The organism is uncultured Parvibaculum sp. (assembly GCF_963975745.1).
In the GTDB taxonomy this organism is placed as follows: Bacteria; Pseudomonadota; Alphaproteobacteria; order Parvibaculales; family Parvibaculaceae; genus Parvibaculum.
Genome location: NZ_CAXBIB010000003.1, coordinates 1 through 24,163 on the forward strand (window position 1 = coordinate 1; position 24,163 = coordinate 24,163).

A 24,163-nucleotide genomic window follows, 5' to 3' on the forward strand; every position below is an offset into this window, starting at 1 on the left:
TGCCGCCTTCTGTCTTGCTCATCTGCCGTTCCTCCTTTTCGCGCGGGGGGGGGGTGCGATATCAGATTATAACTATTCTAATTAAAATCTACAGCATTCCACGCCAAAAACAAGCCGATTTGTGAAAGAGGGCTGCGGCGCCCGGATGCGGCCGGGGCCGGCTTGCGGCCATCATGATCTTCTCAAGGCCGGGAGTCTGCAGGGATGCATTGCCGATCGTGCCGGCCGGCTGTTGCGTCCGACATTGACAGGCGGATGCCTGCCGACCAGTATTGGCATTCTTAATGCCATCAATTAATCGGGGCGGGTATGCGGACGAAGATTGCGACCAGAGTATCCGCGCTGATCACCAGCCCGCGCCTGCGGGCGCTGGGGCGCAAGCGGCATGCGCTGGCGCGGCGGCTGGCCGGACGGCGGCCCGTCATCCATTATTTTCACCAGGCCGACGATCCCTACAGCCGGCTGGCGATCCAGGCCGTGCCGCTGCTGCGGGCGCGCTACGATGTCGATGTCGAAGTGCATGCGGTTTCCGCGCCCGACATGGCGGCCGCCCCCGAGCCCGACATGCTGAAGGCCTATGGGCTGCGCGATGCGGGGCTTTCAGCGCGGCTCGCCGGTTTCGCGCTTGATGCCGACATTTCGGCGCTGGCGCCCGATGCGAGCCCCAAGGCGCTGGCCGCAGGCGACCGCCTGCGCCGCAAGCTCGGCCATTATCTCGGTGCGGTCTTCCATTTCGAGGGCGAGTGGTATTGGGGTCTCGACCGGTTGCAGTTTCTCGAGGAGCGGCTGGCGCCGCTGCGGCGGGCCGATGCGCCGGCCGGCTTCATCGCACCGCGCCGCGAGGTGACGCTGGCACCGGTGGCGGCCACGGGCCGCAAGCCGGTCCTTGAGGCCTTCATCTCCTTTCGCAGTCCCTACACCTACCTCGCCATCGAGCGGGTGACGAAGCTCGCCGCGCATTACGGCGCCGATCTGCGCTGGCGCTTCGTGCTGCCGATGGTGATGCGCGGCCTGCCGGTGCCCTTGTCGAAGCAGCTCTATATCGTGCGCGACTGCAAGCGCGAGGCCGAGCGTCTCGGGCTGCCCTTCGGCCGCGTGGCCGACCCGGTCGGTGCCGGCGCCGAGCGCGGGCTCGCGGTCCTGCATCACGCAATCCCGGCGGGCAAGGGCGCGGCGTTCGCGCAATCCTTCCTGCAGGGCGTCTTTGCCGAAGGCATCGACGCCGCAACGGATGCCGGCCTCCTGCGGCTGGCGGGGCGGGCCGGGCTCGACGACGCCTTCGTCAAGAAAGCGCTGGCCGATCCTTCATGGCGCGAGGTTGCCGAGCAGAACCGCAGCGACATGTTTGCCGGCGGCGCCTGGGGTGTTCCTTCCTTCCGCGTCGAAGGCGGAACGATGCATTGGGGCCAGGACCGGCTCTGGGTCGTCGAGGAGGAATTGCGCGCGGCCGCCGCGAAAGCCTAGCCGCGTTTCGGCAGTGACAGCGCCAGCAGCAGCGCAATGACCGGGAGTGCCGCCAGCGTCGCCCAGGCCTCGGGCGGGTGGTGCGCGTCGGGCCCGGCCTTCAGCAGCCAGAGATTGAGCGCGATGATTGTCCGCTCGACAAGGATCAGCGCCAGCAGCAGCGGCACCAGGCTGCGATAGCGCAGCGCAACCAGCAGCATCAGCGTGCCCCAGACGATCTGCGTCGCGCCGACCCAGGCGAAGGTGGCGATGATCGTCTGCGCATTATGTGTCAGGTCGATGCCGGCAATGACGCCGGCGCCGCCATCGGGCAGGAAGGCGTGGATCGCGCCGGGCAGGACGGTCAGAACGCCAAGCAGCGCCAGCCCCCAGGCCGCGACGGGGCGGCCGCGATAGGCCGCGTTGGTGCTGTCGGGCAGAAGCGACATTGTCGGGTCTCTCCGGTTGGTGGCGGGATCGCACGGGGTTCAGCCCGCCCAGTAGATGAACTCGTCGTCCGGCGTGCTTTTCTCTTCCAGCGTCCTGTCGATCGTCACCGGCATTTCGCCGACCGCCGGGAACAGCGGTTCGCGCTGCGTCGCGTCATGCGCGTCGAGCAAGTCGGTCATCTCGGCCACGCGTTCGGGATAGAGCGCGGCGAGATTGACCTGTTCGGTCGGGTCGTCATCGAGGTTGAAGAGCCAGGTGCGTTCGGGCTTGGTCGTCAGCTGCAGTTTCCAGCCATCCTTCTGCACCACGCGGTAATAGGCATTGCGCCAGAAGAGCGGCCGCTCGGGCGCGGCGGCGGCGTCGCCCGCATAGGGCAGCAGGTCGATGCCGTCGATGACGCGGTCGTCCGGCAGGGTGCCGCCGGCCGCTGCCACCAGCGTCGGGAAGAGGTCGATATGCGCGACGGCCGTGTCGCGCGTCGTGCCGGGCGCGATCCTCTCGGGCCATTGCACGAAGAAGGGCACGCGAATGCCGCCTTCGAAGAAGGTCAGCTTCCAGCCGCGGAAGGGTGCGTTGACGTCCGGGATGCCGATATAGCCGGGCGCGCCATTGTCGCTGGAGAAGATCACGATGGTGTTGTCGTCGAGACCGTTGTCCTTCAGCGCCTGCAGCACGCGGCCGACGCTGCGGTCCAGCGCACGGATCATCGCCGCATAGACGCGCAGCCGTTCGTCCTCGATCATCGACAGCGCATCGTAATCTTCCTTCGAGGCCTGCAACGGCGTGTGGACGGCCCAATGCGCCAGGTAGAGGAAGAAGGGCCGGTTGCGGTTGGCCGCGATCGCCTTCACCGCCTCGTCGGTATAGTAGTCGGTCAGATAGCCCTTCGGCTCGAACCATTCGCCGCCGTTATAGGACGTCGCATATTGCATCCGCGCCCAGAGAAACTGGTCGATCGGATCGAAGGGCAGTTTGGCATTGACGACATCGGGGCTGTCTTCCGGCAGGAACAGTCCGCTTTCCATCATCACGCTCTCGTCGAAACCCTGCGCGTTGGGGCGGAACTCTTCCGAATTGCCGAGATGCCACTTGCCGATATGGATGTTGTGGTAGCCGCGCGGTTTCAACACTTCGGCCAGCGTGATTTCGGCGCCCGGCAGGCCCTGTTCGGCGAAAGGCGGCTGGCGCTTGACGGCCTCGGCGTCGAACAGCATCTCGTGCGGCCGCGTGCCGTCATTGTAGAAAAGATCCATGATCCGCGTCATGCCGGGCGGGGTCGGCGTGAATTCGAAGCCGGTGCGCGTGCCGTAGCGCCCGGTCAACAGCGCCGCGCGCGAGGGCGCGCAGGCCGCCGTGCCCGAATAGGCGCGGGTGAAACTGGCGCCGTTCCTGGCGATCGAGTCGATATGCGGCGTCTTGACGATGCCGCCCGCCGCGCCGCCGCCGAAATGGCTGATGTCGTTGAAGCCGAGATCGTCGGCCAGGATGAAGACGATATTGGGCGGGCGCGTGCCGGCCGCTTCGGCCGCCACTTCCGGTCCCTGCTGCCAGGGGATGTCGCGATTGGCCAGCACGACCGTCGCGTCGCGCGCCCGCGTCGCGACGTAATAGAGGATCAGCTCCTTGCGGAAGAGGAAGGCGGTGCCGGCAAGGGCCGTCAGCGCGACGACGCCGGCAAGAGCTGCGGCCTGCCATTTCTTCAGTCGGTTTGTCGCGCCGTTCATCTGTCGTCCCCCTCGTTACGTCGTGGCGATGAAATCCAGTATGTGCGTGCAGAGTTCCCCGGGGATATCTTCCTGGATGAAATGATGCGCCTTGGCGAAGGTCTGATGCGGCTGGCCTTTGGCGCCCGGAATGCGCTTCTGCATCGCCTTGTCGGCGCCCCTGGCGACCGGGTCCTGTTCGCCGAACAGCGTCAGGAAGGGCTTGTCGAAGCGTTCGAGGCTCTCCCATGCCTTGCGGTTCAAGGGCACGCCCGGATTGTCGGGCTGGACCGCGATCAGCAGCGGAAAGGCGATGATGCCGGCCATATATTCGTCGGACGGGAAGGGTGCGGCATAGGCCGCCAGTTCGCCTGGCGTCGGTTGATGCAGCATGCCGCCCGGCAGCATCTGGGCCAGCGGGAAGGTCGTCGCCTCGCGCATCATGCCGACCCACATCTTCATGAATTCGCTTTCGCCGTCGCCCGTCGGCAGGCCGGTGTTCGAGGCGATCGCGCGGGCGAAGCGTTCGGGATATTGCGACACCAGATAGAGGCCGATCGTGCCGCCCCAGTCCTGGCAGAACAGCGTGATGTCCCTGAGGTCCATGCCGGTCAGCCATTTCGACATCCAGTCGTAATGGCGCGCCAGCGTATAGTCGGCTTTCGCGGCCGGCTTGTCGGAACGTCCGCAGCCGACGAGGTCGACCGCGATGACGCGATGGCCGGCCGCGGCCAGCACGGGGATCATCTTGCGATAGAGATAGGCCCAGGTCGGATTGCCATGCATCAGCAGGATCGGTGCCGCATCGCGCGGGCCCTCGTCGACATAATGGATGCGCAGCGCGGTCCCGTCGTTGTCGGTCACGGTCGCGTAATGCGGCGCGAAATCGTAACCCTCGAGATCGGCAAAGCGTTCGTCGGGCGTGCGCAGCACCTGCATCCGCGTCAGCCCTTCGCGATCGCTTCGAGCAGCGGCTGCAGCCGGCCCAGCACGCCGTCCTGCAGCACCGTCTCGATATTGAGCTGGCCCTTCAGGCCGGCATCGCGGTGCACGGCGATTTCCTGCCATTCGGGCGACATCGACATGTCGAACATCGCCTTGCGGGTCGGATAGGTCGCGATCGCGATCTCGTCCCAGAGTTCTTCCACCTGGCCCAGCGCCAGAAAGGTCACGTCGGCGGCGAAAAAGGCGCCGCCGCCGAATTTCGGCAGCAGCTTCGCAACCTCGCGGCCATAGATCTGGTAGGCGTCGCGGCCGCTGAGATCGGCCGGCCGCCCGTCCTTGTATTCGGCGCGCTCCCTGAACTTCAGCAGATTGACCATGAAGATCGGGCCTTTCGGGCCCGGCGCCATCATTTCGCGGATGTGATCGGGATCGCTCGGGAAGACTTCGTTGATGACCTGCATGACGCCTCTTTCAGACACGGGCGCGCCCGATGCGGCGCGCCCTCTGCAAATATATTGGCATGATTTATGTCATAAGTACAAGAGCGGGCGCGCCGATGTCGCAGTGGATTTGCCGCCGAAACCGCGTATCGTTTGCCGATGCAGTATTTCACCCGACCGATGCTTCTGCGGGCCGGCGCGGCGCTTGTCCTTGCGGCGGCGGCCTATCTGATCTGGCAGTCTCTTACCAATGGCGGCCTGCCCGACGGCTTTGCCGGCGGCAACGGGCGCATCGAGGCGGTCGAGATCGACATCGCGGCCAAGCTGCCCGGCAGGGTGCAGGAGATCCTGGTCGACGAGGGCGATTTCGTCGCCGCCGGCCAGGTACTGGTGATGATGGACACGGCGGCGCTGGCCGCGCAGCTCCGCCAGGCAGAAGCGCAATTGCAACAGGCGCTGATCGGCGTCGACAGCGCCAGGAGCCAGGTCCGGCAGCGCCAGGCCGAACGGGCGGCCGTCGAGGCGCTGGTCGCCCAGCGCGTCGCCGAGCGGAATGCCGCGCAAAGCCGTCTCGCCCGCACCGAACAACTGGCCGCGCGTGGCACCGCCTCGCGTCAGGCACTGGACGACGACCGCGCCCGCTTCGAGGCGGCCCGGGCGGCGGTCAGCGCGGCCGAGGCCCAGCTCGCCGCCTCCGATGCGGCGATCGCCACGGCACGGTCGCAGGTCGTTGGCGCCGAGGCGGCCGTCCAGGCGGGCCATGCCACCATCGAACGGCTCGATGCCGAGATCGAGGACGGCACCTTGCGGGCGCCGCGCGCGGGCCGCGTCCAGTACCGCGTGGTGCAGCCGGGCGAGGTGGTCGCGGCCGGCGGCAAGGTCCTCAACATCATCGATGTCGGCGACGTCTACATGACCTTCTTCCTGCCGACCGAACATGCCGGCCGCGTGGCGCTGGGGGCCGAGGTCCATCTCGTGCTCGACGCGGCGCCGCAATATGTCATTCCGGCGCGTGCGAGCTACGTGGCCGATGTGGCGCAGTTCACGCCCAAGACGGTCGAAACGGCCGATGAGCGCGAGAAGCTGATGTTCCGCATCAAGGCGCGGATCGATCCCGAGCTGCTCGACAAGCATATTCGCGACGTCAAGACCGGCCTGCCCGGCATGGCCTATGTGCGTCTCGACCCGCGGCTCGAATGGCCGGCCGCACTGCAGATCAAGCTGCCGGAATGATTGCGGCGGCGCCCATTGCGCGGCTCGCCGACGTCACGCTCAGCTATGGCCGGCACTGCGCGCTCGACAGCGTGACGCTCGACATTCCGGCCGGGCAGATGGTCGGGCTGATCGGACCGGACGGTGTCGGCAAGTCGAGCCTGCTGGCCCTGATTGCCGGTGCCCGCGCGCTGCAGCAGGGCCGCGTCGAGGTCTTTGGCGGCGACATGGCCCGGGCGCGGCACCGCCACAGGATCGGTCCGCGCATCGCCTACATGCCGCAGGGCCTCGGCCGCAATCTCTATCCGACACTGTCGATCTTCGAGAATATCGATTTCTTCGGCCGGTTGTTCGGCCATGACCGCGCGCATCGCGAGGCCCGCATCGCGGCCCTGCTCGACAGCACCGGGCTTGCGCCCTTTGCCGACCGGCCGGCCGGCAAGCTTTCGGGCGGCATGAAGCAGAAGCTCGGCCTCTGCTGCGCGCTGATCCACGATCCCGATCTGCTGATCCTCGACGAGCCGACCACCGGCGTCGATCCGCTGTCGCGCCGGCATTTCTGGGAGCTGATCGCCCGCATTCGTGCCGGGCGGCCGCAGATGAGCGTCGTCGTGGCCACCGCCTATATGGAGGAGGCCGAGCGCTTCGACTGGCTGGTGGCGATGGATGCCGGCCGGGTGCTGGCCAGCGGCACGCCGCCGGACCTGCGTGCGCAAACCGGCGCCGCCTCGCTCGAGGCCGCCTTCATCGCGCTGCTGCCCGAGGAAAAGCGTCGCGCGCACCGGCCGGTCGAGATTCCGCCGCGCACCGCCGGCGAAGATGGCGAGGCGGCGATCGAGGCGCGCGATCTCACCATGCGCTTCGGCGATTTCGTCGCCGTCGACAAGGTCAGTTTCCGCATCGGCCGCGGCGAGATCTTCGGTTTTCTCGGCTCCAATGGCTGCGGCAAGACGACAACCATGAAGGTGCTGACCGGGCTTCTGACCGCCAGCGAGGGCGAGGCGCGGCTCTTCGGACAGCCGGTCGACGGCGACGGCATCGGCATGCGCCGCCGCGTCGGCTACATGTCGCAGGGTTTCTCGCTCTATGCCGAACTGACGGTGCGGCAGAATCTCGAACTTCACGCACGGCTCTTCCATGTGCCCGAAAGCGAGATCGCGGCGCGGGTCGCGGAGATGACGGAGCGTTTCGATCTTGCCGACGTTCTCGACGTGCTGCCTGACAATCTGCCGCTCGGCCGCCGCCAGCGCCTGTCACTGGCGGTCGCGATGATCCACCGGCCGGAAATGCTGATCCTCGACGAGCCGACATCGGGCGTCGATCCGGTGGCCCGCGACGGCTTCTGGCGCATGCTGGTCGAGCTGTCGCGCCGCGACAGGGTCACGATCTTCATCTCGACCCATTTCATGAACGAGGCCGAACGCTGCGACCGCATTTCGCTGATGCATGCCGGCCGCGTGCTGGTCAGCGACACGCCGGCCGCGATCAAGGCGGCGCATGGCGCCGACACGCTGGAAGATGCCTTTGTCGACTGTCTGATGCAGGCCGGCGCCGGCGCGGCGGAGCCGGAAGCCAGGCCGGCGTCCGAAGCCGCGCCGGTCATGGTGCCGCGCGGCACGCCTTTCCGGCGCATCTTCGATCCGCGCCGCATGTTCAGCTATACGCGGCGCGAGACGCTCGAACTGCTGCGCGATCCGGTGCGCGCCACCATGGCGCTGATCGGCAGCGTGGTGCTGCTCTTCGTGATCGGCTACGGCATCAATTTCGACGTCGAGGACATGACCTTCGCGGTGCTCGACCGCGACCGCACCACGACCAGCCGCGACTATGTGCTCGACATTTCCGGCTCGCGCTATTTCATCGAGCGGCCCGCAATCGTCGATTACGACGATCTCGACCGGCGCATGCGCGCTGGCGAGCTGATGCTGGCGCTCGAGATTCCGCCGGGCTTTGCGCGCGACGTCGCGCGTGGACGACAGGTCGAGATCGGCGCCTGGATCGACGGCGCCATGCCGACACGGGCCGAAACCGTGCAGGGCTATGTCGAGGGCATGCATCTGCACTGGCTGCAGCGGCAGGCGGCGAAGGCCGGTCTCGAGATGACGGCGCCGGTCACGATCGAAACGCGCTTCCGCTACAACCCGGATGTCAGAAGCCTTGTCGCCATGGTGCCCGGCGTGATCCCGCTGCTGCTGATGCTGATCCCGTCGATGCTGGCCGCGCTCAGCGTGGTGCGCGAGAAGGAACTCGGTTCGATCGTCAATCTCTATGTGACGCCGGTGACGCGGCTCGAATTCCTGATCGGCAAGCAGATCCCCTATGTCGTGCTGGCGATGCTGAACTTCGCCCTGCTGGCGCTCTTCGCGGTGTTCTTTTTCGATGTGCCGATGAAGGGCAGCTTCCTCACGCTGTCGGCGGCGACCTTCATCTATGTGATCTCGGCGACCGCCATGGGCCTGCTGATCTCGGCGGCCATGCGCAGCCAGATCGCGGCCATATTCGGCACCGCCATATTGACGATCCTGCCGGCGTCGCAGTTTTCGGGTCTGACCGATCCCGTTTCCTCGCTTGAGGGGATGGGTGCGCTGATCGGCCATATCTATCCCACAACGCATTACCTGACGATCGCGCGCGGCACCTTTTCGAAGGCGCTGGGCTTTGCCGATCTGCAAGCCTCCTTCGTGCCGCTGCTGATCGCGGTGCCGGTGCTGATCGCGGCCAGTGCCGCGCTGCTGAAGAAACAGGAGCGCTGAGCCATGCGGGCTGCCAACATCCTCCATCTCGGCGTCAAGGAGCTTCGCAGCCTCGGCCGCGACCGGGTCATGCTGGGGCTGATCGTCTATGCCTTCACGCTGGCGATCTATGCGGCGGCCACCGCGCTGCCCGAGGCGCTGCACCAGGCCTCGATCGCGATTGTCGACGAGGACCGTTCGCCGCTTTCGGCCCGCATCGCCGACGCCTTCTACCCGCCCTATTTCATTCCGCCGGTGCTGATCGGCCATGCCGAAATGGATGCGCGCATGGATGCCGGACAGGACACTTTCGCGCTCGACATCCCGCCCCATTTCCAGCGCGACGTGCTGGCCGGCCGCGCGCCGGTGATCCAGCTCAATGTCGATGCGACGCGGATGACACAGGCCTTTGCCGGCAGCAATTATATCCAGTCGATCGTTGCGGGCGAGGTGGCGGGCTTCGCCGCGCGCTACCGCGCCGAGAGCGAGCGCCCCGTCGAGCTTGCGCTCAGGGCACGCTTCAATCCGGGACTCGACAAGTCCTGGTTCGGCTCGGTGATGGAGCTGATCAACAATGTGACGCTGCTCGCCATCGTGCTGACCGGCGCGGCGCTGATCCGCGAGCGCGAACACGGCACCATCGAACATCTGCTGGCCATGCCGGTGACGCCGTTCGAGATCATGACCGCCAAGCTCTGGGCGATGGCGCTGGTCGTCACGGTGGCCTGCGGCCTGTCGCTCACCGTCATGGTGCAGGGGCTGCTGTCGGTGCCGATCGAGGGTTCGGTCGCGCTCTTTCTCGCCGGCACGCTGTTCCACCTTTTCGCAGCCACCTCGATGGGCATCTTTCTTGCCACCGTCGCGCGCTCGATGCCGCAATTCGGGTTGCTGGTCATTCTGGTGCTGGTGCCGCTCGAAATGCTCTCGGGCGGCATGACGCCGCGCGAAAGCATGCCCGAGGCGATCCGCACCCTGATGCTGGCCGCGCCCAACACGCATTTCGTGATGCTGGCCCAGGCCATTCTCTATCGCGGCGCCGGCTTCTCGGTCGTCTGGCCGCAATTCCTGGCGCTGGCGCTGATCGGAACGGCGCTCTTCGCCGCCGCGCTGGCCCGTTTCCGCTCGACCATTTCCAGCATGGCGTGAGGGCCCCCCTCATTCCTTCTTGCGCATCGCCTCGATCAGGTCGATCGGCAGCGGGAAGACGATGGTGCTGGTCCGGTCGCCGGCGATGTCGTGCAGCGCCGAGAAATAGCGCAGCTGCATCGCGCGCGGGTCGCCGGCCAGGATCTTGCCGGCCTCGACCAGCTTCTCGGCCGCCTGCTGTTCGCCTTCGGCATTGATGATCTTGGCGCGGCGGAAGCGTTCGGCTTCGGCCTGCTTGGCGATGGCGCGGATCATGCTCTCGTCGATATCGACATGCTTGATTTCGACATTGGCGACCTTGATGCCCCAGGCGTCGGTCTGGCTGTCGAGGATTTCCTGGATGTCGGCATTGAGCTTGTCGCGCTCGGCCAGCATCTCGTCGAGTTCGTGCTTGCCGAGCACCGAGCGCAGCGTCGTCTGGGCGAGCTGGCTGGTTGCCTCCATGTAGTTCTCGACATTGAGGATCGACTTGCCGGGATCGACGATGCGGTAATAGATCACCGCATTGACACGCACCGACACGTTGTCGCGCGAGATCACGTCCTGGGTCGGCACGTCTTCCACCATGGTGCGCAGATCGACCCGCACCATCTGCTGGATGACCGGGATGATGATGATGAAGCCGGGTCCGGCAATGCGGGTGAAGCGTCCGAGTGTGAAGACGACGCCGCGCTCATATTCGCGCAGGATGCGGATCGCCGAGCTCAGAAAGCCGACAACCAGCACCGCGATGAAGACATAGAATGCGAGATTTCCCATCAGGCCTCTCCGTTCTGTTTGGTCCACCGGGGCCAATGATGGCGAACCGATGATTGTGAACGTCCACCCTCCCCTTGGGGGAGGGTCGGAATTTGCGGCGCTTCAGCGCCGCAAATTACGGGGCGGGGTAAAGCGGCAAGGCAGAGCCCCCGCCCCGAAAAATTTCTCGCAAGCTCGAATTTTTCGACCCGCCCCCCAGGGGCGGGTGGGCAATTCTCGCAAACGTTGAGGCGCCGCTCCCTCACTCATGCACGGTCGGCGCGTCGCTGAGGATCAGCGTCAACCCGTCCAGCCGTTCGACTCTCGCCATTGTGCCCGGCGCAAGGCTGTGGGGACCCCGTGCGCGCCAGCGCTCGCTATGCGCCCAGACATGGCCCTCGCCATTCGCCCAGTCGAGCACCTCGACTTCCATGCCGGTCATTTCCTCGCTGCCGGTCGCGACAGGTTTTCGTTGCGCGCGCCAGGCATAGCCGAGGATCAGCACCAGCGTGATGACGCTGACGGCCGCCGTGCCGCCGATCGTGCCCCAGGAGAGCTGGAATTCCGGCTGGTCGCTGTCGATCAGCATCGCGCCGCCCAGCACGAAGGCAACGACGCCGCCAAGCCCGACCACGCCGAAACTCGGCGTGAAGGCTTCGGCGATCATCAAGGCGAGGCCGAGCAGGATCAGCGCCAGGCCCGCATAATCGAGCGGCAGCTGGTTCAGCGCATAAAGCCCGAGCAGCAGCGAGATCGCGCCGATCACGCCGGGGCCGATGGAGCCCGGATTGGAAAACTCGAAGATCAGGCCGTAAATGCCGATCAGCATCAGGATGAAGGCGACATTGGGATTGCTGAGGATCGCCAGCAATTTCGTCATCGCGCCGGGCTCGATCTCGGTCAGGGCCGCGCCTTCGGTGTTCAATACACGCGTGCCCGCCGCCGTCACCACTTCGCGGCCATGCATCAGCCGCAGCAATTCGCCCATGTCGCTGGCGATGAATTCGACGACGCCCTGCTCGACCGCCTCGCGTGCCGACAGGCTTGCCCCTTCGCGCACGGCCTCCTCGGCCCAGTCGGCATTGCGGCCATGCAGTTCGGCAAGGCTCCGGATATGTGCCACCGCGTCATTGGTCGCCTTGGCGGCCATCGCGTCCTCGTTCGATTTCGGCGCTGATGCGGGCTTCTCGCCGTCGCCCGCGCCGCTGCTGTCCTCGTCGCGCGGCGTGTCGCGCGCGGGCGTCTCGCCGGGCGAAGGCAGCCCCGGCATGCCGCCGATCGAAACCGGCGTCGCGGCGCCGATATTGGTGCCGGGCGCCATCGCGGCGATGCCGGTTGCATAAATGATGTAGGTGCCGGCGCTGGCCGCATGGCCGCCCGCGGGCGCCACATAGCCGGCCACCGGCACGTCGGATTCGAGGATCGAGGAGATGATTTCGCGTGTCGAGGTCACGAGCCCGCCCGGCGTGTCGATCTTCAGGATCAGCACGTCGGCGCGGCGTTCCTCGGCCGAAGCCACCGCATCGGCCACCTGGCGGGCGGTTGCCGGGCCGATCGCGCCGGTAATGGTCGAGACCATGGCCAGCGGCGGCGCGCCGCGCGCCGGGGCTTCGGCTTCATCCTGGGCCATGCCGGCGGCGCCGAACAGCGCCGCGCCGGCGACCGCCAGCATCGCGTAGAGCGCATGGCGCCATCGAGGGATCGTTCGGGATCGAAGGTTCACGGGGGGCGGCTCCTTCTTCCGGGCGGTCTTTATCTGTCGTCCGGTCAGTCTGCCAAAGCGGAGCGGGAAAGGCCATGTTTTCCGGGCGGACGGGTCCGGGGTGCCTTTTCCCCCTTGCCGTGCCGCGCCGGCGCGCCATCCTCCCTTGCAGACCATGTCCCAACGCGCAAAGGGAGGAACGCGCCATGACCGAGCATGTCTACAAGATCGTCGAAATCGTCGGCTCCTCGCCCAACAGCATCGAGGACGCGATTGCCGCTGCGGTTGCCAAGGCCGCGCAGAGCCTGCGCGAGCTGCGCTGGTTCGAAGTCGTCGAAACGCGCGGCCATATCGAAGGCGGCAAGGTCGGCCACTATCAGGTCAAGCTGAAACTGGCCTTCACGCTGGAGTGAGGGGCGCAAGCGACGGGGGGATGGATTGCGCGTGTCGAAACACATCACCCCACGGATCAAATTCAATCTTCTCTGCGCGCCTTCGGAGAAACAGCCAGTCCGAGGAAAACCAGCATCGCCTGGTTGAGCCGCAGCAAATCCTCGTCGTCGAGCCGCCCGATAAACGCGCCCATCCTCGCCTTCGGAACGGTGGTGATTTTGTCCACCATCAACCGGCACGGAAGGCGCAAGGCGTTGCGTTCGTTCGGCGCCACCGGCAGACGGAAGAGAGGAGCGTCCGTTTCGTCCGTGGTGAAGACGCAGATGGTGACAGAGCTTGTTGCATCGAAGCTGTCGTCCTGAAGCACAACGGCGGGACGCGGCTTGCCCGCGTAACCTGCACCGCCGGAGACGGTCCAGATTTCGCCGCGCTTCATGCCTTGTCGCCGTCGATATCCGACGCGGCGTCGATGAAAGCCTGATCGTCGCGCGCGGAGGCGCTCGCCGCCACGGCCGCCGACTGCTTGTGGGCCTCCTTGCGGAACGAAGGCGCGCGCACATCGGGGACCCAGATCTGGATCGGCCGCAATCCTTGTGCGCGCAGACGGCGACGATGCTCGCTCACCTTGACGCGGGACGATTTGGGCTTGCTCGCAGGTGGCATGACCAATCTCTCCCGATAGTTACATGTAACTTATCACGGGAACGGCAACCCACGCAATTTCTTTTTGCTATTCTCCGCCCAACAGAAACTCAGTCAGGGAGATACATACGATGGAACCGATCCGCAAACTCAGCCGCTCGATCGCCGGCAAGGTGGCGCTGGTCACCGGTGCGGCCAGCGGCATGGGTCGCGCCACCGCGCATGTGTTTGCCGGCGAGGGCGCGAAGGTCGCTGTGCTCGATCTCCGTCAGGAACGTGTCGATGCGGTCGTCGCCGAAATCAAGGCCGAAGGCGGCGAGGCGCATGGCTGGGCGCTCGATGTCGCGGATGCCGAAGGCATCGTCCGTGTCGTGAAGGAAATCGAGGCGCGCTTCGGCGGGCTCGACATCCTCGTCAACAATGCCGGCCTCTCGACCTTTTGCGGCATCGCCGAGGAGGGCTATGAGGAAAGCTGGGCGCGGGCCATCGAGGTGATGCTGACGGCGCATATGCGTTTCGTGCGCGCCGCGCTGCCATTGCTGAAAAAGTCCGGCGAGGGCCGCATCGTCAATGTGGCGTCCACGGAAGGTTTCGGCGCGACGCCCGGCAACTCGACCTATGTGGCCGCCAAGCACGGCGTCATCGGGCTGACGCGGGCGCTCGCCGTCGAGCTCGGCCGCGAAGGCGTCACCTGCAACTGCATCTGTCCGGGGCCGATCCGCACCGGCATCACCGCCGGCATTCCCGACGAGCACAAGGAGATCTTCGCCAAGCGCCGGGTGCCGCTGCGCCGCTATGGCGATCCGGAAGAGGTCGCGCATGTGACGCTCAGCGTCGTGCTGCCGGCCGCGTCCTATCTCAACGGCGTCGCCATTCCGGTCGATGGCGGCATGCTGGTCAAGAATGCGTGAGGGCGGTCCGGCCCGAAACAAAAAATAGCCGAATCCTGCCACGACCCCTGCCGGGTGGGGATAAGTCGTGCTTGTCCCCGGGGGACAAGTGCGGTTATCCCCCGGGGACAAGTGCTTTTGTGACAGTTTTTTGACAGTTCCGTGACAGAGGGGGGGTCAGCTGTCGTTTTCACTGTCATAAACCGCCGCGGCGGCGCCGGCCGCGCGCCCGGTGGCAAGGCAGGCGCTGATCAGATAACCCCCTGTCGGCGCTTCCCAATCGAGCATCTCGCCGGCCGCGAAGACGCCCGGCAGCTTCCTCAGCATCAGGTTTTCGTCGAGTTCGTCGAGGGCGATGCCGCCGGCGCTGCTGATCGCCTCGGAAATCGGACGTGCACGGATCAATGTCAGCGGCAGCGCCTTGATCGCGTGGGCCAGCGCGACCGGATCGTCGAAAATGTTCGTGTCGAGACATTCGCGCAGCAGCGCCGCCTTGACGCCGTCGATGCCGGCCGCCTTGCGCAGATGATTGGCCATCGACGCCTTGCCGCGCGGCCTTGAAAGTTCGCGCGTCAGGCGTTCGATGTCGCGGTCAGGTGCGAGATCGAGCGTCAGCAGCGCCTTGCCGTCGCGTTCGGTGGCGTCGCGCAAGGCTGCCGACAGCGCATAGACGGCGCTGCCCTCGATGCCGTAGCGCGTCACCACGAAGTCGCCGCGCAACGCGCGATCGCCGAAGGAAAGCGTTACCGACTTGACCGGCTCGCCGGCAAAGCGCGCCGCCATATGCGGCGTCCACGGAACATCGAAGCCGCAATTGGACGGTCGCAGCGGGTTGACCGTCACGCCTTTCGCGCGCAGGAGCGGCGCCCATTGGCCGTCGCCGCCGAGCCGCGGCCAGCTGGCGCCGCCCAGCGCCAGCACCGTCGCGTCGGCATGGAAAGTCCGTTCGCCGTCCGGCGTCCCGAATGTCAGTTCGCCCGCCGCGCTCCATCCGTTCCATTTGTGGCGCGGATGAAAGGTGACGCCGGCCGCGCCCAGCCGGTTCAGCCAGGCGCGCAGCAAGGGCGAGGCCTTCATCGCCTTCGGAAAGACGCGGCCCGAACTGCCGGTGAAGGTTTCGATGCCGAGTGCGGCCGCCCATCCCTGGATCGCATGCGGCGGAAAGGCGCGCAGCGCCGGTTCCAGCACCGCGCGCGCTTCGCCGAAGCGCGTCAGGAAGGTTTCGAGATCCTCGCCATGGGTGATGTTGAGACCGCTCTTGCCGGCCAGCAGGAACTTGCGGCCGAGCGAGGGCATGGCATCGAAGAGATGCACCTCGGCGGTCGCGGCCAGCGCCTCGGCTGCCGCAAGCCCTGCCGGTCCGCCGCCGATGATCGCGGCGACGGGTTTCGCTTTCTGTTTTGCGCTTGTGTTCACGGCCGCGACGCTATCATTCTCTGGCAGCGAAATCATGTGCCGAAGCGAAGCGATGACCGAAATCTATGTCGATGCCGATGCCTGTCCGGTCAAGGAGGAAGTGGTGCGCGTTGCGGAGCGTCACGGCCTGACGGTGCATATCGTCTCGAATGGCGGCCTGCGTCCGACCGGTCATCCGCTGGTCCATCCGGTCGTTGTGGCCGAAGGGCCCGATGCCGCCGATGACTGGATCGCCGAACGTGCGGGGCCGGGCGACATCGTCGTCACCGGCGACATTCCGCTGGCCGCCCGCGCGCTCGAACGCGGCGCCGCCGCGATCGGCCACAATGGCAATCCCTTCACCTCGTCGAGCATCGGCATGGCGCTTGCCATGCGCGACCTGATGCGCGAGCTGCGCGAGACAGGGGAATCGAAAGGCGGCGGTCCGGCCTTCACCCGCGCCGACCGTTCGCGTTTCCTGCAGGCGCTTGAAAGCGCCGTGCAGCTTGCGCTGAGGCTACGCTAGGCTTCGGCCGGCACGAAGCGCAGCGCGACGCCGTTGATGCAGTAGCGCAGGCCCGTCGGCTTCGGCCCGTCCTCGAAGACATGGCCCTGATGGCCGCCGCAGCGGCGGCAATGAACTTCGGTCCGCGTCATGAAGAAGCTGCGGTCTTCCGACGTGCCGATCGCGTTGTCGAGCGGTGCGTAGAAACTCGGCCAGCCGGTGCCGCTGTCATATTTGGTTGCCGAAGAGAACAGCGCCAGGTCGCAGCCGGCGCAATGATAGATGCCCGCGCGTTTCTCGCCATTGAGCGGGCTGGTGCCGGGGCGTTCGGTGCCGTGCTTGCGCAGCACGCGATATTGCTCTGCCGTCAGCTGTGCGCGCCATTCGGCGTCGCTCTTTGTCACCTCGAATGTCGCCGCGTCGTCGGCTGCGGCGCTCCTGCCGCGCAGCGTCAGGCCTGCCGCCGCGAGCGCGGCTGCCACTGCCGTGCCACCGAGAAAGTTCCGTCTCGACATCATGCTCATCTCCTGCTGCCGCCCGCTTCCTCGCCCCAGATCTGCGTCAGCCGCTGGTCGCGCCCGCAGCCCCAGCGATAATAGGCATAGCGCGCGGGGTTCTTCAGATAATAGTCCTGATGATATTGCTCGGCCGGATAGAAAGGCGCGGCATCGGCGATCTCGGTCACGATCGGGCGCTCGAAGCGGCCCGAGGCCTCGAGTTCGGCCTTCGATGCCTCGGCCTGTTCGCGTTCTTGGTCGTTGCCGACATAGATCACGCTGCGATATTGCGGGCCGGCGTCGCAGAACTGCGCATCGGCGCGCAAGGGATCGATATTGCGCCAGAAGACATGGAGCAACTCCGCGTAGCCGATGCGCGCCGGATCGTAGATCACCGCCACGACCTCGACATGGCCACTCCGGCCCGAGGAGACTTCCCTGTAGGTCGGGTTGGGCGTCGCACCGCCCGTATAGCCCGATGTCGTGCGGATCACGCCGTCGAGCTTGTCGAAAGGCGGCTCCATGCACCAGAAGCAGCCGCCGCCGAAAATCGCCATGGCCTCGCCAGAGCCCGGCGCTTCGGCCGTGGCGGGCGTTGTGGCCAGGGCGGCCCAGAGGCCGAAAAGGATCGCAAGCCGCTTCACGTCGGGTCTCCTTCGGTTTCAGATGCAGTCTACGCCGTTCCCGTCCTGGCGGCGTTCAATTCGCGTTCACGCATTTGCGAGCGCCGCGCAGGATGGAAGCCACATGGACGGCGGGGTTGTTCGCCGCTAGCATGAATGAAGTAGGGCGGTTTGATCGGGAGGAGAGGCTGCCATGAGCGAAATATCGTCACAGCTGGGCGCGGCGGGCGGCCGGGACCGTTTTCCGGACGTGCGCAAGGTCCGGGCCGACGCGCCCTGGGTCTGGCTGGCGCGTGGCTGGGCCGACATGTCGAGCGTGCCGGCGCTCAGCCTCAGCTATGGCATTGCCTTTTTCGTGATCTCGTTGTCGCTGGTCGTGGCGCTGTTCCAGTTCGATCTCGGCGCGCTGGTGCCGGTCATGGCGGCGGGCTTCCTGCTGGTCGGGCCGATGCTGGCCGTCGGCATGTATGAAGCCAGCCGCCGTATCGAGGCCGGCCTGCCGGTACGTCTGGCCGATGTCGCCTTCGTGTCGACGCGCAGCCCCACCCAGCTCGCCTTTCTCGGCGCCATGCTGATGGGTGCGATGCTGATCTGGGTGCGCATCGCCTCGCTGCTGTTTGCCCTGTTCTTCGGATCGCAGGACATGCCGACAATCGCCGAATTCGTGCCGGCCTTGCTGCTGACGCCGCACGGACTCGGACTGCTGGTCGTCGGTACGGCGGTCGGCGGGCTGCTGGCGCTGGTCTGTTTCGCGATCTCGGTCGTCTCGGTACCGATGCTGATGGCGCGCGATGTCGATGCGGTAACGGCGGTGCTGACCAGCATCGAAACGGTCCGGCGCAATTTCTGGCCGATGATGATCTGGGGCTGGATCATCGCCTTCTTCACCGCGGTCGGCATTGCGACGTTCCTGCTCGGGCTGATCGTGGTCTTCCCGCTGCTCGGACATGCGACCTGGCATGCCTATCGGGATCTCGTGCGCGCGCGCTGATGATCGTCAGTCGTCCGGCCGGTCGTCGTCCGGCCGGTCCTGATACGGACGGTCGTCGTCATCGTCGAAGAGTATGCGTTGGGCCGCGCCTTCGAGGTCGTCATACTGGCCGCTCTTGAGCGACCAGAGAAAGGCCGCGAGGCCGAGCAGGCCGAGCAGCAGCGCCGCTGGAATCAGAAACACAAGAATGTTCATGGTTGCTGCGCGGCCTTGCCGCGCCGGTTCAGCCGCAGCGCATTTCCGATCACCGTGATCGAGGAGCTGGACATCGCGATGGCCGCGACCAGCGGCGTCACGAAGCCGGCAACGGCCAGCGGTACGGCGACGGCGTTGTAGGCAAGCGCCAGGCCGAAATTCTCGAACACCAGCCGGCGCGATTTCAGGGCCACCTCGATCGTCTCGATGACAGGTGCAAGCCGCGCGCCCTGGAAGATGAAGTCGGCCGCCGTCTGGCTGACATCGGCGGCATCGGCCGGCGAGATCGACACATGCGCCGCGCGCAACGCCGGGGCATCATTGAGGCCGTCGCCGATCATCAGCACCGTGCGGCCGTCGCGGGCCAGCGCCTCGAGCCGGGCAATCTTTTCGGCCGGCCGTGCGCCGGCGCGCCATTCGGCGATGCCCAGCGTCTCGGCCGCCGCCCGCACCGCCGGTTCGCGGTCGCCCGACAGCAGTTCGACGGCAAAGCCCTTGCGTTTCAGCGCGCCGATCGCCGCTGCCGCATCGGGCCGCAGCGTGTCGGCGAAACGAAAACACACTGGTTGGGCGCCGCCGCGACGCAGCCAGAGCTCGGGGCCGGCATGGCGTTCGGTGTCGTTACGTCCGGCGCCGGCAAAATCGGCATTGCCGAGGCGGATGATTTCGCCGAACAGCCGCGCTTCCAGGCCCATGCCCGGGACTTCATCGACATCGGTCAATGCGACGGCCGGGCAGTCGCTGCCGGCCTCGGCCAGCGCGCGGGACAGCGGATGGCGGCTCTGCCGCGCCAGCGCGACGGCCAGCGCCAGATCGGCACTGGCAACATCGCCGGCATTGATCAGTTGCGGCCGGCCGAGTGTCAGCGTGCCGGTCTTGTCGAAGACGACGGTGTCGATCTGGGCCAGGCGTTCGAGTGCATCGGCCGCCTTGACGAAGACGCCCTGACGTATCAGGCGTCCCGTCGCCACCACCTGCACCACCGGGACCGCAAGGCCGAGCGCGCAGGGACAGGTGATGATCAGCACGGCGATCGCATGGGTCAGCGCGGTTTCCCAATGGGCGCCGAGCCAGAACCAGAGAATCATCGTGGCAAAGGCCATGATGTGGACCGCGGGCGAATAGATGCGGGCCGCACGGTCGGCGATGCGCACATAGCGGGCGCGGCCCTGTTCGGCCGATTCCATCAGCCGCACGATTTCGGCCAGCAGCGAATCGTCGTCGCGCTTGGTCACGCGCATGGTCAGCGGTGCGCCGATATTCAGCGTGCCGGCAAAGACCGCCGATCCGGGTTTGACCGCTTCGGGCAGGCTCTCGCCGGTCACCAGGCTCGTGTCGATGTCGCTGGTGCCCGTCAGGATTTCGCCATCGGCCGGAATGCGCGCACCGGCCGCGATGGCGAGGCGCATGCCGGGTTCGACATTCTCGACGGCGACCGAACGCAGCGCGCCGTCCGGACCGATCACGGTCGCAGCGGTTGCGCGCAGGCCGAGCAGGTTCTGGGCGGCCGAACAGGCGCGGGCGCGTGCCTGCATGTCGAGATAGCGCCCGATCAGCAGGAAGAAGAGCAGGGTCACGCTGGCATCGAAATAGACATGCCGGGCATTGACGATGGTCTGCACCAGGCTCATCGAGGTTGCCAGGATGACCGCCAGCGCGATCGGTACATCCATGTTCATCGTGCCGGCGCGGAGCGCCTTCAGTGCCGAACGAAAGAAGGGCTGGCCGGCATAGGCCACGGCCGGCAATGCGATCAATGCCGATACCCAATGGAAGAAGGCGCGCGTCGTCTCGTCCATGTCGGTGACGAGCCCCGACCAGACCGAGACCGAGACCAGCATCACATTGGCGGCCGCGAAACCGGCCACGCCCATGGCGCGCAGCAGCGATTTCATTTCGCTCTCGTCGAGTGCCGCGGCGAGTCTGGAATCGAAGGGAACGGCCGCGAAGCCGACCTCGGCCAGCCGTGCGACGATTGCGTCGGCCTTCAGCTTGCGCGGATCCCAGCGCACGGCGACGCGCTTTGTCGACAGATTGGCGCGGGCATATTCGACGCCGGGAAGTTCATGCAGCCCGCGTTCGACCTTGCGCAGGCAGCCGGCACAATGCATGTCCTGCACCACGAGATCGAGGCGTGCCCGGCCGCCCGGCGCGTCGCGGACAAACAGGCCGGGGTCGGGTCTTGCGGGATCGAGCATTGCCTCGGCGGCATGGCTCATCTGCTGGGTTCCCGGGTAATGATGACGCGCTCTTCCTGCACGAAAGTCTCGCCGGCCGGACCTTGCGCCGCGATCCGGATCAGCCAGTTGCCGTCATGGGCGAGATTGAAAACCGTTTCATAGATACCCGTCTTCGTCTCCGCCAGCGGCAGACGCTGATCCTCGCCGGCCGCGACCGGCCGCCAGAACAGCCCGTCGACCTTCAGGCCGCTCAGCGGCGCGCCATCGGCGGCAGCAAAGGCAACGGTCAGCCGTGTGCCGCCCGCCGATGCCGGACCGGTCGCGATGGCCGCGGTCCAGCCGAGGCGGCGTTGCGCGTCCATCTGTTCAAGCAGGTGATTATAGGCGCGGCCCTTCTGATAGGCGCCCTCGACCTCCACGCCGTCGAATGTCGAAAGCGCCGCATAGATGAAGTAGCCGTTGACTGCGAAGACAATACCGAAAAATGCAATGAAGGAGGCCAGCACATGCCGGCCGGTCCAGGTGCCGAAGCGACTGCCGGGCGGGGCGTCATGCTTTCCTGTCGTCATTGCGCGGGTCCCCTGAAGCTCGATTCGCGTTCGACCCGCTGGCCGCTTGCGAGATCGGTGGCGACAAATGTCAGCATGCCTTCGCCGCCGCGCAGTCCGTCCAGATGTTCGGCCGGCAGGCTGACGAAAAAGCGGGCCGTCCGCAGCGTATCGATTCCGACGACGACCGTCGAACCTTCCTCGCCGGCAAGGGCGGGTCTTGAGAGAACCGCGCCGTCGAGTCCTTCGACGTCGATGCGGAAGATGCGCTCCTCATGTTCCTTGTTGACGATCTTCAGCTCGTAGCCGTTGCGAATGCTGCCGTCGGCGAGCGTGACGAAAAGCGGATTGCGGTCGGGCAGGACGCTGAGTTCGAGCGTCGAACGGTTGATCAGCGCGATCAGCATGATCAGGCCGACAATCGCCAGCGCCGCCATATAGACGATCGTGCGCGGGCGCAGCAGGCTGAGACGTTGCGGTTCCCCGGCCTGGCGGCGCTCCTGGTTCCTGAGGGTGTCGTAGGCGATCAGCCCGCGCGGCCGCTCGACCCGGTCCATGATCGCGTCGCAGGCATCGATGCAAAGCGCACACTGGATGCATTCGAGCTGCATGCCGTCGCGAATGTCGATGCCCATCGGGCAGACGGCGACGCACTGACCGCAATCGATGCAGTCGCCGCGGCCCTCCCAGCTCGTCCCCTTCTTGTGGGCCCCCCGCGGCTCGCCGCGATCTTCCTTGTAGGAGACCAGCAGCGATTCCTCGTCGAACATCGCGCCCTGAATGCGCGGCCAGGGGCACATGTAGATGCAGACCTGCTCGCGGGCCAGGCCGCCCAGCAGATAGGTCGTCGAGGCGAAGATGGCGATCGAGATATAGGCGATCGGCGGCGCCTCGAACCGGGCGAGATCGACGGCAAGTGTCGGCGCATCGGCAAAATAGAAGACCCAGGCACCGCCGGTCGCCAGCGCAATCAGGATCCAGACCAGGTGCTTGGCGGCCTTGCGCGCCAGCTTGCCGGCGCTCCAGGGCGACCGGTCGAGACGAATGCGTGCCGAGCGGTCGCCTTCGAAGAAGCGTTCGACGTGAATGAAGAGATCGGTCCAGACCGTCTGCGGGCAGGTGTAGCCGCACCAGACGCGGCCGGCGAGACTGGTCACGAGGAACAGCGTCAGCGACGCAAGAATCAGGAGGCCGGTGATGTAGTAGAATTCCTGCGGCCATATCTCCAGAAAGAAGAAATAGAATCGCCGCGACGGGAAATCGAGCAGGACCGCCTGGTCGGGGAGTCCGGCGCCGCGGTCCCAGCGCAGCCATGGCGTGACGTAATAGATCGTCAGCGTCAGCGCCATGATGATCCATTTCAGCCGGCGGAACGTGCCGCCGACCAGTTTCGGATATATCTTGACGCGGCTGGCATAGAGCGAGCGGTTCTTTTCGGCGTTGACGGCGGTATATCGCTCGCCGTCGTCGCCATGCGGATTGGCCGCACGGACATTGCCCGCCGCTTCGGCGGCGAGACGTTCGAGATTGCTAATAGAGGTTGTGGCGCTGTCGGCCATTTTCTACTCACGCGGCGCTTGCAAAACAGTATACGCCGACGCCGCCCGTCCGTCATTCGCAGCAAGCGGACGGGGCAATCGCGGGTGGCGACAGACAGTCCGCCGCCACCGCAATGGTTCCTCGGAGCGCGGCGTCTACTCGCCGCCTCCCAGAGAATGAACATACAGCGTCAGCGCGTTGATCGTGCCCTCATCGAGCCGTCCGCCCCAAGCTGGCATGACGCCGCTGCGTCCGTTTGACACGGATTCGATGATCGATGCGCGTTCGCCGCCGTAAAGCCAGACGGCATCGGTCAGATTCGGTGCCCCCAGCTCACGGATACCCTCGCCATCCGCCCCGTGGCAGGTCACGCATTGCTCGCCGAATATCTCGGCACCGCGCGTTGCCGCTTCGGCGTCGTCGGCGCGGCCGGACAGGGCGAGCACGAATTCCGCCACATCGGCAATTTCCCGGCGTGTCAGTATGCCATCGCGGCCATAGGCCATCATGACGTTCTGGCGGGTTTCGTCATCGGCTTCCCAGCGGATGCCGTGGGTCAGCGTATAGCGGATATCTTCCAGCGTGCCGCCCCAGAGCCAGACGTCGTCATTGAGATTGGGGAAGCCCCATGAGCCCTGGGCGCCCGAACCGTGACATGGCGCGCAATTGTCGCCGAAGGCCGCCTTGCCAGCCGCAAGGCTCACTTCCATCAGCGCCGGATCGGCGGCTACCTCTTCGAGCGCCAGCGTGGCGATCTGCTGCATTTCGTCGGCACGTCCTTCAGCCACGGCACCAAGCTCGCGTGTCACGATTTCACGCTGGTCATAGCCGATCACGCCCTTCGTGTAGGTCCAGCCCTCCGTCGAAAGATAGGGCCAGGCCGGCATCACGACCCAATAGGCGAACGACCAGATGATGCAGGCATAGAAGGTGTAGAGCCACCATTTCGGCATCGGATTGTCGAGTTCGCGGATACCGTCCCATTCGTGACCGGTGGTCTCGACGCCCGTGACGTCGTCAATTTCGTTTTTCGGGCTATCGCTCATTTCTTTGCCTCCATGCGGTCACCCGCCTTGTCTTCGGGTCCGTCGCCGTCCTGGAGCGGCAAGCGCGCCAGCCTGTCGAAGGTCTGCTTGTTGCCGGGACGCAATGCGTAGACCAGCACCATGGCGAACAGCACCATCATCAGCACCAGACCGCCGGCGCCCGCCCATGTCCGTACCAGTGAATAGGTTGTTTCGGGTTCCATCTGGC

At 66.0% G+C, this 24,163-nt stretch carries 25 protein-coding genes; 8 read left to right on the forward strand and 17 right to left on the reverse strand.

The genetic code is table 11. The features are described from left to right. Positions 1 to 309: 309 nt before the first annotated feature. Positions 310 to 1,464, forward strand: a complete 1,155-nt coding sequence (locus AAC071_RS02990; RefSeq protein WP_339829863.1) for a DsbA family protein — start codon at positions 310 to 312, stop codon at positions 1,462 to 1,464. On the opposite strand, the gene AAC071_RS02995 is transcribed toward AAC071_RS02990, so the two are convergent. From AAC071_RS02995 to AAC071_RS03010, 4 genes are read right to left on the reverse strand one after another with little or no spacing between them, the layout of a single operon-like run. After that, the gene (locus AAC071_RS02995) at positions 1,461 to 1,892 is read right to left on the reverse strand and encodes a hypothetical protein (RefSeq protein ID WP_339829865.1); all 432 of its coding nucleotides are present in this window, start codon (positions 1,890 to 1,892) and stop codon (positions 1,461 to 1,463) included. The two genes, AAC071_RS02990 and AAC071_RS02995, sit on opposite strands and share 4 nt — an antisense overlap. A 39-nt stretch (positions 1,893 to 1,931) precedes the next feature. Continuing rightward, positions 1,932 to 3,617, reverse strand: coding sequence for a sulfatase (locus tag AAC071_RS03000; protein ID WP_339829867.1), 1,686 nt, complete (start codon positions 3,615 to 3,617; stop codon positions 1,932 to 1,934). Positions 3,618 to 3,632: 15 nt separating this feature from the next. Continuing rightward, positions 3,633 to 4,535, reverse strand: coding sequence for a haloalkane dehalogenase (locus AAC071_RS03005; RefSeq protein ID WP_339829869.1), 903 nt, complete (start codon positions 4,533 to 4,535; stop codon positions 3,633 to 3,635). A 5-nt stretch (positions 4,536 to 4,540) separates the two neighbouring features. After that, positions 4,541 to 5,002 carry a DUF1330 domain-containing protein gene (locus AAC071_RS03010; protein WP_339829871.1) on the reverse strand — a complete coding sequence of 154 codons (462 nt, stop codon included), beginning with the start codon at positions 5,000 to 5,002 and terminating at the stop codon, positions 4,541 to 4,543. Positions 5,003 to 5,140: 138 nt separating this feature from the next. On the opposite strand from AAC071_RS03010, the gene AAC071_RS03015 reads away from it, so the two are divergent. From AAC071_RS03015 to AAC071_RS03025, 3 genes are read left to right on the forward strand one after another with little or no spacing between them, the layout of a single operon-like run. Further along, positions 5,141 to 6,214, forward strand: a complete 1,074-nt coding sequence (locus AAC071_RS03015; RefSeq protein ID WP_339829873.1) for an HlyD family efflux transporter periplasmic adaptor subunit — start codon at positions 5,141 to 5,143, stop codon at positions 6,212 to 6,214. Continuing rightward, positions 6,211 to 8,946 carry a ribosome-associated ATPase/putative transporter RbbA gene (rbbA, locus tag AAC071_RS03020; RefSeq protein WP_339830327.1) on the forward strand — a complete coding sequence of 912 codons (2,736 nt, stop codon included), beginning with the start codon at positions 6,211 to 6,213 and terminating at the stop codon, positions 8,944 to 8,946. The genes AAC071_RS03015 and rbbA overlap by 4 nt, the downstream gene beginning before the upstream one ends. Before the next feature lie 3 nt (positions 8,947 to 8,949). Next, positions 8,950 to 10,071 (forward strand): ABC transporter permease, encoded by a 1,122-nt coding sequence (locus tag AAC071_RS03025; protein WP_339829875.1) that lies wholly within the window; start codon positions 8,950 to 8,952, stop codon positions 10,069 to 10,071. Positions 10,072 to 10,080: 9 nt separating this feature from the next. On the opposite strand, the gene AAC071_RS03030 is transcribed toward AAC071_RS03025, so the two are convergent. Then, positions 10,081 to 10,830: a slipin family protein gene (locus tag AAC071_RS03030; RefSeq protein ID WP_339829877.1), complete on the reverse strand. Its 750-nt coding sequence runs from the start codon at positions 10,828 to 10,830 to the stop codon at positions 10,081 to 10,083. 241 nt (positions 10,831 to 11,071) lie between these two features. Further along, the gene (locus AAC071_RS03035) at positions 11,072 to 12,532 is read right to left on the reverse strand and encodes a nodulation protein NfeD (protein WP_339829879.1); all 1,461 of its coding nucleotides are present in this window, start codon (positions 12,530 to 12,532) and stop codon (positions 11,072 to 11,074) included. A gap of 185 nt (positions 12,533 to 12,717) precedes the next feature. On the opposite strand from AAC071_RS03035, the gene AAC071_RS03040 reads away from it, so the two are divergent. Further along, the gene (locus tag AAC071_RS03040) at positions 12,718 to 12,924 is read left to right on the forward strand and encodes a dodecin (RefSeq protein ID WP_339829881.1); all 207 of its coding nucleotides are present in this window, start codon (positions 12,718 to 12,720) and stop codon (positions 12,922 to 12,924) included. A 62-nt stretch (positions 12,925 to 12,986) separates the two neighbouring features. Here the strand turns inward: AAC071_RS03040 and AAC071_RS03045 are convergent, their stop codons facing one another. Both AAC071_RS03045 and AAC071_RS03050 read right to left on the reverse strand, forming a co-directional pair. After that, a complete protein-coding gene (locus tag AAC071_RS03045) occupies positions 12,987 to 13,340 on the reverse strand; it encodes a type II toxin-antitoxin system PemK/MazF family toxin (protein WP_339829883.1) in 354 nt (117 codons plus the stop codon). Continuing rightward, on the reverse strand, positions 13,337 to 13,567 hold the full coding sequence (locus tag AAC071_RS03050; RefSeq protein WP_339829885.1) for an antitoxin MazE family protein: 231 nt from the start codon (positions 13,565 to 13,567) through the stop codon (positions 13,337 to 13,339). Before AAC071_RS03050 ends, AAC071_RS03045 begins: the two co-directional genes overlap by 4 nt. A 110-nt stretch (positions 13,568 to 13,677) precedes the next feature. Between AAC071_RS03050 and AAC071_RS03055 the strand changes: the two genes are divergently transcribed. After that, positions 13,678 to 14,457: an SDR family NAD(P)-dependent oxidoreductase gene (locus tag AAC071_RS03055; RefSeq protein WP_339829887.1), complete on the forward strand. Its 780-nt coding sequence runs from the start codon at positions 13,678 to 13,680 to the stop codon at positions 14,455 to 14,457. A gap of 156 nt (positions 14,458 to 14,613) precedes the next feature. Here AAC071_RS03055 and AAC071_RS03060 read toward each other — a convergent pair whose 3' ends face one another. Then, positions 14,614 to 15,852, reverse strand: coding sequence for a TIGR03862 family flavoprotein (locus AAC071_RS03060; RefSeq protein ID WP_339829889.1), 1,239 nt, complete (start codon positions 15,850 to 15,852; stop codon positions 14,614 to 14,616). Between the two features lie 52 nt (positions 15,853 to 15,904). Between AAC071_RS03060 and AAC071_RS03065 the strand changes: the two genes are divergently transcribed. Continuing rightward, a complete protein-coding gene (locus AAC071_RS03065) occupies positions 15,905 to 16,357 on the forward strand; it encodes a YaiI/YqxD family protein (RefSeq protein ID WP_339829891.1) in 453 nt (150 codons plus the stop codon). Here the strand turns inward: AAC071_RS03065 and msrB are convergent. Beyond that, positions 16,354 to 16,854, reverse strand: a complete 501-nt coding sequence (msrB, locus tag AAC071_RS03070; protein ID WP_339829893.1) for a peptide-methionine (R)-S-oxide reductase MsrB — start codon at positions 16,852 to 16,854, stop codon at positions 16,354 to 16,356. The genes AAC071_RS03065 and msrB overlap by 4 nt on opposite strands. A 2-nt stretch (positions 16,855 to 16,856) precedes the next feature. Beyond that, entirely contained in the window at positions 16,857 to 17,477 is a 621-nt protein-coding gene (gene msrA, locus AAC071_RS03075; RefSeq protein WP_339829895.1) for a peptide-methionine (S)-S-oxide reductase MsrA, read from the reverse strand. A gap of 172 nt (positions 17,478 to 17,649) precedes the next feature. Here msrA and AAC071_RS03080 point away from each other — a divergent pair, with 172 nt between their 5' ends. Then, positions 17,650 to 18,447 carry a DUF2189 domain-containing protein gene (locus AAC071_RS03080; RefSeq protein WP_339829897.1) on the forward strand — a complete coding sequence of 266 codons (798 nt, stop codon included), beginning with the start codon at positions 17,650 to 17,652 and terminating at the stop codon, positions 18,445 to 18,447. A 6-nt stretch (positions 18,448 to 18,453) separates the two neighbouring features. Here the strand turns inward: AAC071_RS03080 and ccoS are convergent, their stop codons facing one another. From ccoS to AAC071_RS03110, 6 genes are all read right to left on the reverse strand, one after another. Then, positions 18,454 to 18,642 carry a cbb3-type cytochrome oxidase assembly protein CcoS gene (gene ccoS, locus AAC071_RS03085; protein ID WP_339829899.1) on the reverse strand — a complete coding sequence of 63 codons (189 nt, stop codon included), beginning with the start codon at positions 18,640 to 18,642 and terminating at the stop codon, positions 18,454 to 18,456. Further along, positions 18,639 to 20,861: a heavy metal translocating P-type ATPase gene (locus AAC071_RS03090; RefSeq protein ID WP_339829902.1), complete on the reverse strand. Its 2,223-nt coding sequence runs from the start codon at positions 20,859 to 20,861 to the stop codon at positions 18,639 to 18,641. The genes ccoS and AAC071_RS03090 overlap by 4 nt, the downstream gene beginning before the upstream one ends. Next, positions 20,858 to 21,391 carry a FixH family protein gene (locus AAC071_RS03095; RefSeq protein WP_339829904.1) on the reverse strand — a complete coding sequence of 178 codons (534 nt, stop codon included), beginning with the start codon at positions 21,389 to 21,391 and terminating at the stop codon, positions 20,858 to 20,860. The genes AAC071_RS03090 and AAC071_RS03095 overlap by 4 nt, the downstream gene beginning before the upstream one ends. Further along, a complete protein-coding gene (ccoG, locus tag AAC071_RS03100; RefSeq protein ID WP_339829906.1) occupies positions 21,388 to 22,929 on the reverse strand; it encodes a cytochrome c oxidase accessory protein CcoG in 1,542 nt (513 codons plus the stop codon). The genes AAC071_RS03095 and ccoG overlap by 4 nt, the downstream gene beginning before the upstream one ends. Positions 22,930 to 23,064: 135 nt before the next feature. Continuing rightward, entirely contained in the window at positions 23,065 to 23,955 is an 891-nt protein-coding gene (gene ccoP / locus AAC071_RS03105) for a cytochrome-c oxidase, cbb3-type subunit III (RefSeq protein ID WP_339829908.1), read from the reverse strand. Beyond that, a complete protein-coding gene (locus AAC071_RS03110) occupies positions 23,952 to 24,158 on the reverse strand; it encodes a cbb3-type cytochrome c oxidase subunit 3 (protein ID WP_339829910.1) in 207 nt (68 codons plus the stop codon). Before AAC071_RS03110 ends, ccoP begins: the two co-directional genes overlap by 4 nt. Positions 24,159 to 24,163 lie beyond the last annotated feature (5 nt).

Bases quoted from the DNA above. Each gene is read 5' to 3' on its own strand.
- AAC071_RS03025 (WP_339829875.1), top strand. From the start codon at position 8,950: ATGCGGGCTGCCAACATCCTCCATCTCGGCGTCAAGGAGCTTCGCAGC.
- AAC071_RS03005 (WP_339829869.1), bottom strand. From the start codon at position 4,535: ATGCAGGTGCTGCGCACGCCCGACGAACGCTTTGCCGATCTCGAGGGT.
- AAC071_RS03040 (WP_339829881.1), top strand. From the start codon at position 12,718: ATGACCGAGCATGTCTACAAGATCGTCGAAATCGTCGGCTCCTCGCCC.
- AAC071_RS03055 (WP_339829887.1), top strand. From the start codon at position 13,678: ATGGAACCGATCCGCAAACTCAGCCGCTCGATCGCCGGCAAGGTGGCG.
- AAC071_RS03000 (WP_339829867.1), bottom strand. From the start codon at position 3,617: ATGAACGGCGCGACAAACCGACTGAAGAAATGGCAGGCCGCAGCTCTT.
- rbbA (WP_339830327.1), top strand. From the start codon at position 6,211: ATGATTGCGGCGGCGCCCATTGCGCGGCTCGCCGACGTCACGCTCAGC.
- AAC071_RS03045 (WP_339829883.1), bottom strand. From the start codon at position 13,340: ATGAAGCGCGGCGAAATCTGGACCGTCTCCGGCGGTGCAGGTTACGCG.
- AAC071_RS02990 (WP_339829863.1), top strand. From the start codon at position 310: ATGCGGACGAAGATTGCGACCAGAGTATCCGCGCTGATCACCAGCCCG.
- AAC071_RS03030 (WP_339829877.1), bottom strand. From the start codon at position 10,830: ATGGGAAATCTCGCATTCTATGTCTTCATCGCGGTGCTGGTTGTCGGC.
- AAC071_RS03110 (WP_339829910.1), bottom strand. From the start codon at position 24,158: ATGGAACCCGAAACAACCTATTCACTGGTACGGACATGGGCGGGCGCC.
- AAC071_RS02995 (WP_339829865.1), bottom strand. From the start codon at position 1,892: ATGTCGCTTCTGCCCGACAGCACCAACGCGGCCTATCGCGGCCGCCCC.
- msrB (WP_339829893.1), bottom strand. From the start codon at position 16,854: ATGATGTCGAGACGGAACTTTCTCGGTGGCACGGCAGTGGCAGCCGCG.
- AAC071_RS03090 (WP_339829902.1), bottom strand. From the start codon at position 20,861: ATGAGCCATGCCGCCGAGGCAATGCTCGATCCCGCAAGACCCGACCCC.
- ccoG (WP_339829906.1), bottom strand. From the start codon at position 22,929: ATGGCCGACAGCGCCACAACCTCTATTAGCAATCTCGAACGTCTCGCC.
- AAC071_RS03080 (WP_339829897.1), top strand. From the start codon at position 17,650: ATGAGCGAAATATCGTCACAGCTGGGCGCGGCGGGCGGCCGGGACCGT.
- ccoS (WP_339829899.1), bottom strand. From the start codon at position 18,642: ATGAACATTCTTGTGTTTCTGATTCCAGCGGCGCTGCTGCTCGGCCTG.
- AAC071_RS03095 (WP_339829904.1), bottom strand. From the start codon at position 21,391: ATGACGACAGGAAAGCATGACGCCCCGCCCGGCAGTCGCTTCGGCACC.
- AAC071_RS03010 (WP_339829871.1), bottom strand. From the start codon at position 5,002: ATGCAGGTCATCAACGAAGTCTTCCCGAGCGATCCCGATCACATCCGC.
- AAC071_RS03015 (WP_339829873.1), top strand. From the start codon at position 5,141: ATGCAGTATTTCACCCGACCGATGCTTCTGCGGGCCGGCGCGGCGCTT.
- AAC071_RS03050 (WP_339829885.1), bottom strand. From the start codon at position 13,567: ATGCCACCTGCGAGCAAGCCCAAATCGTCCCGCGTCAAGGTGAGCGAG.
- ccoP (WP_339829908.1), bottom strand. From the start codon at position 23,955: ATGAGCGATAGCCCGAAAAACGAAATTGACGACGTCACGGGCGTCGAG.
- AAC071_RS03065 (WP_339829891.1), top strand. From the start codon at position 15,905: ATGACCGAAATCTATGTCGATGCCGATGCCTGTCCGGTCAAGGAGGAA.